This is a genomic window from Desulfuromonas sp. (assembly GCF_002868845.1).
In the GTDB taxonomy this organism is placed as follows: Bacteria; Desulfobacterota; Desulfuromonadia; order Desulfuromonadales; family BM501; genus BM501.
Genome location: NZ_PKUB01000022.1, coordinates 30,999 through 42,783, shown reverse-complemented (window position 1 = coordinate 42,783; position 11,785 = coordinate 30,999). Strand labels below are relative to the sequence as shown.

The following is an 11,785-nucleotide window of genomic DNA, read 5'->3' as shown; positions in this document are numbered from 1 at the left end:
GGCGAATAGCCCCCCCCGGCTCGAGGCATTGAATTCACCGAAATCCTATTCGTGTCCCGCCCGAAAACCCTTCCAAGGGCCCCGTTCAGGCTCGGGCGGGTCATTTTGCCCCGGAGGCCTGGGGCACTTTGACCCGCATCCGCCTGAGGCGTATACGGAAAACGGTTATTTCATTGCCAATTCGGGTAGTTGGAAGGATATGCGTTGTTGGCACAACTCTCGCAATCGTCCTTGGGCATGCAGGCTGCGCATGTCTGGCGGGCCGGAAGACGGAAGGGATCTTCCGAACAACAATCCAACAAGGAGCAGGGACCATGGGAGAAGCGGCAAAGGCGTTCTGGATCGACGAGGAGGAACTGGCAGAGACGGAACCGGACATGTCCTACGAGGACATTTCCCTCCTCTGTACCGGGGAGTCGGATGATTCCTGGAAATTCGGAAGCGACTAGGTCGCTTCCGCCAGGAAAAAAGAATCACCACACGACCCGAAGGGCCCTGATCGAACGATCAGGGCCCTTCGGGCATTTCCGGTTCCAAGGCAGATCTTCGACTCTTCGAACCATTCCATACCGGGGAAGGAGCCGAATCCCCTCCCATCCTTCCCCATGATTTCCCTAAGAATGATTCCAGCGTCCCATTCCAGAGCATCGTTTTCATTGCGGTTTCCAAACAAGGACCACTCGCCCGCCGATTGGCGCTTGTAACAGGCCCCCTTCTTATATATGATTTTCAGTATATCAAGCAGAATCCCAAGGAGGTCCCATGCCCATTTACGAATACCGATGCAGCGACTGCCAACAGGTCGTCGAAAAAATCGAGCGTCAACCGTCTGAGGAGACCCCCTGCCCGGCTTGCGGAAAGACGGCCCGCCGCAGCGTTTCTGTCTTTGCAGCGTCTTCGAGCGGGGGCAGCGGCGGCTGCACGCCCCCGCCCGGTTCGGGCTTCGGCTGAGCCTAGAAATTCGGTGGCGTGACCACCGCAAAACGCAGGAACGGGGCCGACCGGCCCCGTTCCTTTTCCCTTCTTCGGAAGTTCCCTCTACAGCCCCTCCCCCTTTTTAGAGCAATCCCTTCTCCCGGAGTTCTCCCAGCAGCCCCTCCCCCTGAGCCAGACTGTCGAAGATAACCGCCGAGGTGATGGTGGCCGAGGTGACTGCGTCCACCTCGGGGTCGAAGGGAGCCGGAGAAACGAGAGGCCTGCCCAGCACACGACGGGTCATCTTCTGCACATCCCCGGGACTCCAGGGCTCGTTGCCGTACTTGGTCAACTGCAGTGGCTCGAAGCCGACCACCCGGCCCGAAGCGTCGAAGACGTAGACGAAGTGAACGTCGTGACAGATGTCGCACACCGAAGTGCGGCTGACCACCTCGGCGAAGAGCCGCTCCCGCCTCTCGTCCCTCTTCATCAGGGCCGTATAGACCCGGCGGCCGCTTCGCAGCGCCACCGGACTCAACTCGACGATCACCCCTCCGGCATCGATCACCGCGGTGCGCACCCGGTACTGAAGCTCCTCCTCGCTGAAGAGGGGCGCGATGGCGGTTCGCGCTTTCTCGATCCGCCGCCCCCGCCGACGCAGGTCCTCGAGGTCCTCGGACGCCAGGCCGCGCAGTTCCGCGAAAAGCCTTTCGTGCTCAAGGTTCATCCCGAGGTGGCTGCCGGCGACGACCCCTTCCTGGCCCGGAGCGCCCTGGCGGACGTAGATGGACAGGGGAGTGGTGCCGGCGCCGAGAGCGCGGTGGAACCGGAACTGCGGATCGGCGACGATGGGGAACCGGACCCGGAAGTCGGCAACGAAGCGTGCCACCTCGTCGGCAACGTTCCCGGCGGCCAGCCCGAGAATTTTGATCTTCCCCCGGGTCTCCGGATCGGCTTCTATCCGTTCGAATAGCTCGTTGTACGGACCGGTCTGCATCTGGCAGTGGGGGCAATGGACATTGAGCATCTCCACCAGGACCAGGTCCGCCTCGACCTGACTGAGGGTGAACCGCTCTCCGGGCGCCAGGCCAAGATAGTCCCGGGCATCGGAGGCGGCGGGGGTCGTCAGGGAAAGTTCCGGGAAGGGGTCTCCCAGGCCGACCAGGCCGGCGCCTTCGGCCAGGCATACGGAAAGAGAAAAGGCGATGAGCAAAAGGGGCAGGATTAGAACAGCAAGGTGTCTTGCCATGGAAGCCTCCCTCGTTATCTGCAACGAGGAAAGGGGCCGGCCGGCCCCTTTCCTCCCCGGTCCCGCCTAGCCTTGGACGAACTCGGCGGCGGCCTTGCTCAAGCGCGCCAGGTCATCGGCGCTCTTCGCCTCGCTGTAGACCCGGACCACGGGCTCGGTCCCCGACTTGCGGAACAGCACCCAGGAATCGTCGCCAAAGACCCACTTGAAGCCGTCGATGGTAATGACCTTCTCGATCGTCTTGCCGGCGAGGTTGGAGGGCGGGGATGCGAGTTTCTGCGCCAGGTTGCCCTCGATGTCGGGCCCGAGGCGCAGGTTGTCCCTGTGAGAGTAGACCTCTCCTACCCTGCGATACAGGTCGGCAAGGAGTTCGGTGAGGGGCTTGCCTTCCACGGCGACCATCTCGGCCACGAGCAGGCAGGCGAGAATGCCGTCTTTGTCCGGAACATGGCCGCGCAGAGTCAGCCCGGCGCTCTCCTCGCCCCCGATGAGGATCTCGTCGTCGCGGATGAACTCGCCGATGAATTTGAAGCCGACCGGAGTCTCGTGCACCTTCATCCCGTGATGCCGGGCGACCGCATCGACCAGTTGGGAGGTCGCGACCGAGCGGGCCACGTCGCCGCGCTGGCCCTTGGTGCGCAACAGGTAATCGAAGAGCAGGGCGAGGATGTAGTTGGGCTCGATGAATGTGCCGTCGTGATCGACGATCCCGTAGCGGTCGGCGTCGCCGTCTGTGGCCAGGCCGAGAGTGATGGCGTCATCCCCCCTGACAAGGTCTATAAAATCAGCGATATGACTTCGCGCCGGCTCCGGGGGATGCCCACCGAAGTAGGGGTCGCGATGGTCGTTGATGGTCACTACGTCTACGCCGGCCTCTCGCAACAGGGCGTCAAGGTAGCCCCGCCCGGTACCATAGAGAGGGTTGACGGCGACCTTGATGCCCGAGCGGCCGATAGCCTCGAAATCGATCAATTCCCGTAGCCTCTCGAAATAGGGCTTCCGGGGGTCGATATTCTTCACCAGGCCCGCCTCGAAAGCCCGGTCCATCGGCATCTCGTGGAAGCAGACCTCCCCCACCATGGCATTGGCCCGATCTTCGATGTCCCGGGTGGTTTCGGGGAGAGCGGGGCCGCCCCAGTCGGGGGAGAACTTGAGCCCGTTAAAGTCGAAGGGGTTGTGACTGGCGGTGAAATTAATCCCGCCGCCGGCCTTCCTCCGCATAAGCTCGAAGGCGATGACCGGCGTCGGGGTGTCCCGATTGCACAGGTAGGATTTGATCCCGGAGCCGGCCAGAACCCGGACCGTTTCGCGGGCGAAGAACTCACCCATGAAACGGCTGTCGTAGCCGACAACGACCCCCTTCTCCCCCTGCCCAGCCTCCCGAAGGTAGTCGGCAATGGCCTGGGTCACGATGCGTACGTTGGCGAAGGTAAAGTCTTCGCAGAAAACCCCCCGCCATCCGGAGGTGCCAAACTGAATGCGAGCCATAATCTCAAACCTACCTTGAATTAAATTGTAACAAACCGAAAGGCCGAAAACGGGGCGCCACGATTCAGCGAAGCAGCACCTGCGCTCCCCGGTAGCCGAAATAAAGGCCGAATCCGAGAATGAAGAGCGCACAGGATCAGACCAGGATTCGGTAGCCTCTGTCGCTGAGAAATCGACGGCCGAAACTGACCGTTCCGGCGACGAAAGTATACCACACGAAGTCCGCCAGAATGTGGAACAGGTAGAAGACGGCCACCCCGGCGGGTCCCGCCTTGTGGGCCACGGCCAGGTACCCCATTCCGACGGTGGCCCACCAGAGGGTGAAATAGGGATTGGCAAGGCTCACCACTGCGCCGGCGGCCAACGGGTGCAGGCCGCTCCCCTCCTCGCCCACCAGTTCCAGGCGCAGGGTCGGCAGGCTGCGCAGCATTCCGTAGCCCATCCACAGCAACATCCCCCCCCCGGCCAGAGCGATGACGGAGAAGGCAGACCCGTCCTGGACAAGGTCCGCCAGGCCGAAAAACAAAAGCAGGACCAACGCTCCCTCAAGCAGAGCATGCCCCGCCATCAGCAGGGGCCCGGCCCACATCCCCCGGCGCACCGTCTCTGTCACGGTTACCGTCAACAAAGGACCGGGCATCATGGCGCCGGACAGCCCCAGGAGGAAAGACATCCCGGCAATGGTCATCAGGTTCATCAGGGGTTCTCCTCGTCCCAGTCGAGCGGCGCCGGATATTCCTGTATCCCTTCAACGTAGGGACAGTCGCAGGGCAGAATTCCGCGCCGCACAAGATCGGGGGTCAATAAAACACAGCCGGGCCGGCCCGATGATCGAAAATCGTAAACGGTGCAGAGTCGGGTTTCGAGGTCGAGCTTTTCGCAGGGCACGTCGGTGTAGTAAACCCGACCTTCGAATTCAACCTTCTCGTAGCAGCAGCGCCCGCAGCGCCGGCAGAGCTTTTCCCAGGCTTCCGTTTCCAAGTCCGACCTCCCCTTCCCTGTTTCCTGACAGCCTAGCTGATGGCTGACCAACCGGTCAACATGCAAAGGAGCTTCAAATAGTCAAATAGTCGTTGACAAAACCAGCCAAACCGATTAAATATGTTGGTTCTGACTAGGCGACAAAGCGCAACGTAAACGCGAGGAGGCAAGACCCATGCAGTGTCAAACCGTTCTTTCCGGTACCGAGTGTACCTTCTGGTCTAAAAAAGGCTGCACCTTCGAGGACAACACCTGCCAGACCGTCATCGACGAATGTCAGGGATGCGACCGCATCGTCGAGGGATCCATCGGCCAGGTCTGTTCCGTGGCCCCCTCCCCCGAGAGGAAATGGTCCGCTGGACTGTGCAACTTCGCTACCCACAAGAAAATCGACATCAAGACCGAAGAGGCCCGGGTCAACCCCCTCAAAGCCTCCAAGAAGGCCGCCAAGAAGTAACGCGTCCCTCCGTTTTGAAAAAAAGGGCAGGCCCTGTAGGGTCTGCCCTTTTTTATTGGAATCATGCCTCGAGAAAGGCCACACGAAACCGGCCGATTTTTTCAGCAGAGCCGCCAAGCCCCTTCTTCAAACCTCGGCCTTGAGTCCCTCCACGACGGCGGCAACCTCGTCCCGGATCTCCTTGGACCCGGGGGAGCGCTCCAGAACCAAAAACTCCTGAAAACTGCTCAAAGCCTCTTCAGGCCTTTCCTGGTCGAGGCAGATATTGCCCAGGGTCAAGTAGGCAAAGGCAAAGGCGGGATCGAGGCGCAGAACCTCCCGGCAGGCCTCCTCGGCCGCTTCGAGTTCATCCGCGTCGTAGTACATTTCCGTCAGGTTGTAGTAGGCCTGGGGATCCTCGGGATCGAGTTCAATGACCCGGCGGAAATGCCCGAGGGCCTCCTCGTTGCGACCGAGAGCGAAACAGGCGTCTCCCAAAGAGTTGATGGCAAAGATCGAATCGGGCTCGATCTGCAGGGCCTTGTGGAAGGACTCCATGGCCTGCTCGACCCGCTCCTGGTTGAAATTGACCAGACCCACGCTTACCCAGGCATCGGCCTGCCTGTCGTCCAGGGCCAGTATGTCCCGGTAGACCTGCAGGGCCTCTTCCGGTCTCTGCCCCTCGAAAAAGGCATCCCCCAGAGCGAAGAGCACTTCCAGGTTCTCCGGCTCGAGTTGCCTGCCTTTCTGAAAAGATGCAATGGCCTCTTTGACCTTGCCGTCCTCGGCCAGGGCCTCGCCGAGCATGAGATGGGTTTCGGCCGACTCGGGCTGCTGCTGAGCGGCCTGCCTCAGGGCGCGGGTGGCGGCCCGGTAATCGCCTGTTTCAAGGGCCTCCCGGCCCTCTCTCAAAAGATCCTCGAATTCCTTCATGGTGCTCGTCCTTTCACAATCCTGCGCTCAGTAGCCCAGTTGTTCGTTGACCAGGCAAATACGCAGGTCTGTGGCCCGCGGCTTGCGCTCGATGATGGTTGTGATGCGACATATCCGCTCGGGCGAATTGCAGTCGGAGCAGAGGCCGGTTTTTGCACAGGGTGTATCGAAACCGAGACGGCGCGCATTGGGCGGGCAGGCCACCTCCTTGACCCGGCGCAAAGCACTCTCAAGGCTGTGGCAGACCTTGTTGACCCCCGCCACGACAACGACCCTTTGAGGCCCGAAAGCCATGGCGCCGACCCTATTGCCGGTGGCGTCGATGTTGACCAGGTGCCCCTGAAGGGTCAGGGCATTGGTGCTGGTAAAGAACAAGTCGCAGTTGAGTTGATCCTGCATCACGCCCCGACGCTGCTCGGGAGAATAGCCAGATCTGCCATGCACTAGGGTCTTCTTCCCCGCCCCTTCGAAAAGCCCCACCAGATCCATGTCCGCCAGGGTCATGGAGCCTCCGAACCCGAGAGTCTGCGCCTCATCGGCCTCCCCCTTCAGGTATGCGACGGCCTCCTCCCGACTCTCACAGACGGTGGTGGCGAAACCGTTACGTTCCAGGGCAACTGCGGCCTGCTCCAGCAGGCTCCGGCGGTGCCATCTTTGGTGCTCGTCCATACACCTGTCTTCTTGGTAAGCTTTATCGGGCATGTCGTTCAAGAGCTTCAAGCAGCCCCCAGGGAGAACTCTCGACTTTTTCAACCCGCACCCCCAGTTCCGCTTCCAGATCATTCAGAGACAAGTCGTCCAGGAATACATCCTCCCCGTCCTTGAGCATGACATCGGGGACCAGGAGAACTTCTCCGAGGGGTTTGTCCCGCAGTTGAGCCGCCACGTCGCGGCCGGTAAGGAGTCCGGTTACCGTGACCTGACCGCCGAAGAATTCGTTACGCACGGGGTGCAGGTGGATGATGACCCCGGTCTTTTTGGACAACGCAACGCAAAACTTCTCCAGCTCCTGCAGCGACGACTCCCCGGTAATGGTGGAAAATTCGGGAGACTCAAGTGACCGGGCCTCGGCCAGCGCTTCGGCAGCGTCGGACCGGAACAGAGGGACCATCCCGACGCCGTTTTCCAACTGCCCCAGATCCTCGTAGGCCTCGATAGGAGGAAAATCAATTCCTGCCTTCAGGTAAAACTCGTCTGCTGCGAAGACGAAGCGGGTTCCGCATCGATCCAGCAGCTGCTCCTGATAGCGCTCGAGGACTTCCAGAACACTCCGAGCAATCTCTGGAGAGACTGATTCCAACGTGGGAAGCCGCTGCCGGTACCCAGTCAGCCCGAGGGGAACGACCGCCAGGGAAATGACGCCCGGATGGAGGGCCTGAAGATCCTCCACGGTCCGCTCCAACTCCTCACCGTCATTCAACCCAGGACAGAGCACAATCTGGGTATGCACCTCGATCCCGGCGGCGGTCAAACGCCGAAGCAGATCGAGGATCGGCGGGCCTTCGACCCCGAGAAGCCTGGAACGAAGCTGGTCGTTGGTGGCGTGTACCGACACATAGAGAGGCGAAAGGTGCTGGTCGATGATTCTCTGGATATCGGCCTCATCCAGATTGGTCAGAGTGATATAGGATCCGTAAAGAAAGGAGAAGCGGAAATCCTCGTCCTTGACGTAGAGCGTCGAGCGCATGCCGCTCGGCAGCTGGTGGACGAAGCAGAAAATGCAGTTGTTGCCGCACTGCTTCGGCTCCGGGTGCTCGAAATGCAGACCCATCGGGGCGCCTGCGTCCTTTTCCAACTCGATGTCCCAGAGTTCGCCTTCCTTCTTGCGCACCTCGAGGAGGAGCTCTTCCTCTGAGAGTTGCAATTGAAAGTCGAGCAGATCGCGTACCACTTCGCCATTGATGGAAAGAAGGCAATCACCCGGTTCCAGGTCGAGTTCAGCGCCGATGCTGCCGGGGTCTACCGATAGGATTTCTATCATATGTTTGTCTCGGGAATCAGAAAACATGACCACTTGGCCACCGCGCCATGGAAGGTTCCGGCCGGAGCCACCGTGCTCTGAGGTCAGCGCGACAGGAAGAGAACGCCGCCGACGACATAATGAAGACCAGCTACGGCGGTCATCGCACCGGTCAACGCAAACAGGGGCGGCAGAAACGCGCCGCCCGCCCCAACGGCAACGGCAAGCAGGGCTATTCCGGCAGTCAGCAGTTCCAGACCGGTAGCCAGTTTGCCCCACGGGGATGGTCCTTCGGGAAGCGGTCGGTTGCAGAATAGAACGATCAGTGCCCCGAGAGCGGCGTAGAGGTCCTTGGCCACCACGAGAACCGCGAGCCAAGCCGGCAAAACCCCAACGGCAGCCAAGGACACAAAAGCGGTGATGCAAAGCAGCTTGTCGGCGACCGGGTCGAGGTAGGCACCGAGAAGCGTCTCCTGCCCGAGGATGCGTGCGAGCAAGCCGTCGAGAAAATCGGTGATAGCCGCTACGACAAACAAAGTAAGGGCCGCCGGCAACCGCCCGTAAATGACGGCGATCAGGAACCCCGGCACCAAAAGCAATCGCAGCAGGGTCAGAGCATTGGGGATGTTCATCCCATGCGCCATGGGCCCCTTCTCAGCGAACCGGAATTTGGTGAGTTTCCCAGTACGGTATCGCTCGAAAAGACAAGGGCCCCCGCACTAGGCTGCAACAGCCTCCGAGCGGGGACCCAAATTGTGTTCGCGGGGGACACCCCCTGGGGACGGGTTATCAGTCCCTTCCACCGTGCAGTCGGAAGGACCCGTCAGAGGAGGTGATCGAGGAAATGGCGTGCTTGTAGAGCAGGATGTCTCCACTGCTTTCCACGAGCAGGCAAAAACTGTCGAAGGACTTGATAAACCCCTCCAGTTTTTCCCCCGACATCATCACCACGGTCACGCGAACCCGCTCCTTGCGGGCCTGGTTAAGAAACTGATCCTGAATGTTGAATGGGGTCTTGGCCATGTCCGCTCCTTTTACTCTGCATAAAAATCTTCAATCAATGCGAGGATTCTATCAAACTCTCCACAGGAATCAACCCAAATTATTGAATTGTCTTTGCGAAACCAGGTAAATTGCCGTTTCGCGTACCGCCGCGTGTCCCTCTGGATGAGCCTTACCGCCTCATCCAGGGAGAGTTCCCCCTTCAGGTGGGCGATGCACTCACGATACCCGATGGTACGCAGAGCCTTTAGCGAGGGCGAGTACCCCATGTCCAGGAGAGTGCGAACCTCGTCGAGGAGCCCCTCCTGCACCATCGCCTCAACCCGCCGGTCGATACGCTGATACAACTCTTCCCGCGATGAGGAGACCGCCAACTGAAGGATTCGGTAAGGAGCCTCCCGAAAACCGTGCTCCGCCTGGAGATCCGAGAGGCGTCGCCCTGTTTGATCGTAAACCTCCAGGGCCCGCACGATGCGCACCAGGTCCCGGGGCTGAAGGCGCCGGGCAAGCGTGGGATCGATCTGTTCGAGGCGCCGGTGCAGGGCGCCCTCACCCTCGGCGCCCTCCGCCTCGAGCAGTTCGCGCCGCAGACCGGGATCGGCGGGCGGTCCCGGGAGCAGCCCCTCGGTAAGAGTGCGTATGTATAGTCCGGTTCCCCCAACCACCACCGGCAGACGGCTCCGGCCAAAGACCTGCCCAACAGTTTCTCTGCCGAGCCGGGCGAAATCGGCGGCGCTGAAATCCTGGTCCGGATCGACCACGTCGATCAGGTGGTGGGGAACCCGCCCGCGCTCTTCCCGGGTCGCCTTGGCGGTGCCGATATCGAGATGACGATAGACCTGGCGGGAGTCGGCCGAGATGATTTCCATCTCGAGCCGTTGGGCCAAACGCAGTGCCAGCGCCGTTTTTCCCGATGCGGTGGGACCGCAGATGACCAGCAGGGGCAAGGCCCCGGGGTCTTTAGACACCTCCCCCATCAGGTCCTCTTGAACATGCGTTCAACCTCGACACCGGCCAGGCGCGACATAACGGGCCGGCCGTGGGGGCAGTGGGCCTTGAAATCGACCCCGTCGAGATCGCGAAGCAGGGCGAGCATTTCTGCAGGGGCCAGGCCCTGGTTGGCCCGAATTACACCGTGGCAGGCCATGAGCATGAGGACCTTGTCAAGGGCCTCCTCGGCGAGCCCGCTCTTGCCGACGGAAGCAATTTCGGCCGCGACGTCCAGAACGAGCTGCTCCGCCTCGGCGTCTCGCAGCAAGCGGGGGACGGCCTTGAGAGCAAAACTCTTCCCCCCGAACGGTTCGAGTTCAAACCCAAGCCGCTCCAACTCCCCCAACTGCTCTTTAAGAAGGGCCGCTTCGCGAAAATCGACCTCAATGACCGTCGGGAACAACAGTGCCTGGCATTCGACCGTTCCCTGCCGGAACTGGGCACGAAGGCGCTCGAAACCGATTCGCTCGTGGGCTGCATGCTGATCGACCAGGATCAGGTCCTCCCCGTCCTGGCAAAGGATGTAACTGGAACGGTACTGCCCGATAAGCTCCAGGGAGGAGAAAAACCCGCCGGTGGCGATCATGAGCGGTTCGGGGGCGTTCTCGAACCGGCGAGGGGGGGCGGAGGAAGAGCCTGGAACGGCCGGTGCGCCGCCCGCATAGGACGTAAGAGCCTCCCGAACCCCCGTCAGAGCAACCTGAGGGGCGGCAACGGGCGATTGGGCAGGGCGATCAGGAACGGCGCCCGCAGACCCACCTTCGCGAATCGATGCGGCGGGTATGGTCTCGGGGGTAGGAGCCTCATCTGCATGGGAGAGCCACTCGGAGGGGCTCAGCGTCTGTCGAACCGAGGAGGCGAGAAAGTCGTGGACCCGTCCCTGCTAGCGGAACCGAACCTCGTGCTTGGTCGGATGAACGTTGACGTCGACCATTTCGGGATCGATCTCGAGGAACAGAACCGCAACGGGATAGCGCCCTTTCATAAGCAGGTGCCTGTACCCCCCAAGCACAGCATGCTGGACGACCCTGTCCCGGACGTAGCGCCCGTTGATAAAGGTGTAAATGTAGCCGGTTGTCGAGCGGGTGACGGCGGGCTGGGAGACGAGCCCCGTCAATTTAAGGCCGTCACCATCATCCATCTCAATGGCCAGTAGGTCTTTAAGGAGGGGACGGCCCAGAAGCGCCCCGACCCGCTCCTCGAGGGAGCCCTGCCGGTAGGCCTCCAGGATTGCGCGTCCGTTATGAACCAGGCGAAACTGCACTTCCGGATGGGCCAGGGCCAGTTTGGTCACGACATCGCCGATGTGGCCCAGTTCGGTCTCCTCGCGGCGCAGGAACTTGCGCCGCGCCGGTGTGTTGAAGAAGAGGTCTCTAACCTCCATAACCGTACCGCCGGGCAGACCCGCCGCCTCCGCCCTCCGGACAATTCCCCCTTCGGCGTAGATCTCCCATCCCTCCTGAGCCTCGGCCGAGCGGGTCCGGAGGGTAAAGCGGGAAACCGAGGCGATCGAGGGCAGAGCCTCGCCCCGGAAACCGAGGGTGCGCAACTGGAAAAGGTCTTCGGAAGAGGTGATTTTGCTGGTGGCGTGGCGCTCCAGGCAGAGGAAGGCATCATCCTTGCCCATCCCCTCGCCGTCATCGGTTACCCGCAACAGACGCTTGCCCCCCTTCTCCACTTCGATCCGAATATCCTTGCTCCCGGCATCGAGTGAATTTTCCACCAGTTCCTTGACCACCGAGGCCGGCCGCTCCACGACCTCGCCGGCGGCAATCTGGTTGCAGAGGGTTTCAGGCAAAATGCTTATTTTATGTTTATCCACAAGGAACGT

The 11,785-nt window shown here is 61.1% G+C and carries 13 protein-coding genes and 1 pseudogene; 3 read left to right on the top strand and 11 right to left on the bottom strand.

The window, feature by feature from the left end; translation table 11 throughout:
- Window positions 1-314: 314 nt before the first annotated feature.
- Both C0617_RS06955 and C0617_RS06950 read left to right on the top strand, forming a co-directional pair.
- On the top strand, window positions 315-449 hold the full coding sequence (locus tag C0617_RS06955; protein WP_291316292.1) for a hypothetical protein: 135 nt from the start codon (window positions 315-317) through the stop codon (window positions 447-449).
- A 313-nt stretch (window positions 450-762) separates the two neighbouring features.
- A complete protein-coding gene (locus C0617_RS06950; RefSeq protein WP_291316291.1) occupies window positions 763-951 on the top strand; it encodes a zinc ribbon domain-containing protein in 189 nt (62 codons plus the stop codon).
- A 106-nt stretch (window positions 952-1,057) separates the two neighbouring features.
- Here the strand turns inward: C0617_RS06950 and C0617_RS06945 are convergent, their stop codons facing one another.
- The 4 genes from C0617_RS06945 to C0617_RS06930 form a co-directional block, all read right to left on the bottom strand.
- A complete protein-coding gene (locus C0617_RS06945; RefSeq protein WP_291316290.1) occupies window positions 1,058-2,164 on the bottom strand; it encodes a redoxin domain-containing protein in 1,107 nt (368 codons plus the stop codon).
- Window positions 2,165-2,230: 66 nt separating this feature from the next.
- The gene (locus C0617_RS06940) at window positions 2,231-3,652 is read right to left on the bottom strand and encodes a phosphoglucomutase/phosphomannomutase family protein (RefSeq protein WP_291316289.1); all 1,422 of its coding nucleotides are present in this window, start codon (window positions 3,650-3,652) and stop codon (window positions 2,231-2,233) included.
- 136 nt (window positions 3,653-3,788) lie between these two features.
- Complete coding sequence (locus tag C0617_RS06935; RefSeq protein WP_291316288.1) at window positions 3,789-4,349, bottom strand: LysE family transporter; 561 nt, start codon at window positions 4,347-4,349, stop codon at window positions 3,789-3,791.
- On the bottom strand, window positions 4,349-4,633 hold the full coding sequence (locus tag C0617_RS06930) for a hypothetical protein (RefSeq protein WP_291316287.1): 285 nt from the start codon (window positions 4,631-4,633) through the stop codon (window positions 4,349-4,351). Before C0617_RS06930 ends, C0617_RS06935 begins: the two co-directional genes overlap by 1 nt.
- A gap of 175 nt (window positions 4,634-4,808) precedes the next feature.
- Here C0617_RS06930 and C0617_RS06925 point away from each other — a divergent pair, with 175 nt between their 5' ends.
- The gene (locus tag C0617_RS06925) at window positions 4,809-5,090 is read left to right on the top strand and encodes a PxxKW family cysteine-rich protein (RefSeq protein ID WP_291316286.1); all 282 of its coding nucleotides are present in this window, start codon (window positions 4,809-4,811) and stop codon (window positions 5,088-5,090) included.
- A gap of 126 nt (window positions 5,091-5,216) precedes the next feature.
- Here the strand turns inward: C0617_RS06925 and C0617_RS06920 are convergent, their stop codons facing one another.
- The 7 genes and pseudogenes from C0617_RS06920 to mutL form a co-directional block, all read right to left on the bottom strand.
- Window positions 5,217-6,002, bottom strand: a complete 786-nt coding sequence (locus C0617_RS06920) for a tetratricopeptide repeat protein (RefSeq protein WP_291316285.1) — start codon at window positions 6,000-6,002, stop codon at window positions 5,217-5,219.
- 27 nt (window positions 6,003-6,029) lie between these two features.
- Complete coding sequence (locus tag C0617_RS06915) at window positions 6,030-6,671, bottom strand: lactate utilization protein (protein ID WP_291316284.1); 642 nt, start codon at window positions 6,669-6,671, stop codon at window positions 6,030-6,032.
- Window positions 6,672-6,693: 22 nt separating this feature from the next.
- Complete coding sequence (locus tag C0617_RS06910; protein WP_291316283.1) at window positions 6,694-7,983, bottom strand: DUF512 domain-containing protein; 1,290 nt, start codon at window positions 7,981-7,983, stop codon at window positions 6,694-6,696.
- A gap of 83 nt (window positions 7,984-8,066) precedes the next feature.
- Window positions 8,067-8,606, bottom strand: coding sequence for a CDP-alcohol phosphatidyltransferase family protein (locus C0617_RS06905; protein WP_291316282.1), 540 nt, complete (start codon window positions 8,604-8,606; stop codon window positions 8,067-8,069).
- Window positions 8,607-8,751: 145 nt separating this feature from the next.
- Window positions 8,752-8,985, bottom strand: a complete 234-nt coding sequence (gene hfq, locus C0617_RS06900; protein ID WP_291316281.1) for an RNA chaperone Hfq — start codon at window positions 8,983-8,985, stop codon at window positions 8,752-8,754.
- 11 nt (window positions 8,986-8,996) lie between these two features.
- Window positions 8,997-9,941 carry a tRNA (adenosine(37)-N6)-dimethylallyltransferase MiaA gene (gene miaA, locus C0617_RS06895; RefSeq protein WP_291316280.1) on the bottom strand — a complete coding sequence of 315 codons (945 nt, stop codon included), beginning with the start codon at window positions 9,939-9,941 and terminating at the stop codon, window positions 8,997-8,999.
- A pseudogene (gene mutL, locus C0617_RS17065) lies at window positions 9,941-11,776 on the bottom strand (DNA mismatch repair endonuclease MutL). Before mutL ends, miaA begins: the two are co-directional and overlap by 1 nt.
- Window positions 11,777-11,785: the final 9 nt, after the last annotated feature.

Bases quoted from the DNA above. Each gene is read 5' to 3' on its own strand.
- C0617_RS06955 (WP_291316292.1), top strand. From the start codon at position 315: ATGGGAGAAGCGGCAAAGGCGTTCTGGATCGACGAGGAGGAACTGGCA.
- C0617_RS06950 (WP_291316291.1), top strand. From the start codon at position 763: ATGCCCATTTACGAATACCGATGCAGCGACTGCCAACAGGTCGTCGAA.
- C0617_RS06945 (WP_291316290.1), bottom strand. From the start codon at position 2,164: ATGGCAAGACACCTTGCTGTTCTAATCCTGCCCCTTTTGCTCATCGCC.
- C0617_RS06940 (WP_291316289.1), bottom strand. From the start codon at position 3,652: ATGGCTCGCATTCAGTTTGGCACCTCCGGATGGCGGGGGGTTTTCTGC.
- C0617_RS06935 (WP_291316288.1), bottom strand. From the start codon at position 4,349: ATGAACCTGATGACCATTGCCGGGATGTCTTTCCTCCTGGGGCTGTCC.
- C0617_RS06925 (WP_291316286.1), top strand. From the start codon at position 4,809: ATGCAGTGTCAAACCGTTCTTTCCGGTACCGAGTGTACCTTCTGGTCT.
- C0617_RS06920 (WP_291316285.1), bottom strand. From the start codon at position 6,002: ATGAAGGAATTCGAGGATCTTTTGAGAGAGGGCCGGGAGGCCCTTGAA.
- C0617_RS06915 (WP_291316284.1), bottom strand. From the start codon at position 6,671: ATGGACGAGCACCAAAGATGGCACCGCCGGAGCCTGCTGGAGCAGGCC.
- C0617_RS06910 (WP_291316283.1), bottom strand. From the start codon at position 7,983: ATGATAGAAATCCTATCGGTAGACCCCGGCAGCATCGGCGCTGAACTC.
- C0617_RS06905 (WP_291316282.1), bottom strand. From the start codon at position 8,606: ATGGCGCATGGGATGAACATCCCCAATGCTCTGACCCTGCTGCGATTG.
- hfq (WP_291316281.1), bottom strand. From the start codon at position 8,985: ATGGCCAAGACCCCATTCAACATTCAGGATCAGTTTCTTAACCAGGCC.
- miaA (WP_291316280.1), bottom strand. From the start codon at position 9,941: ATGGGGGAGGTGTCTAAAGACCCCGGGGCCTTGCCCCTGCTGGTCATC.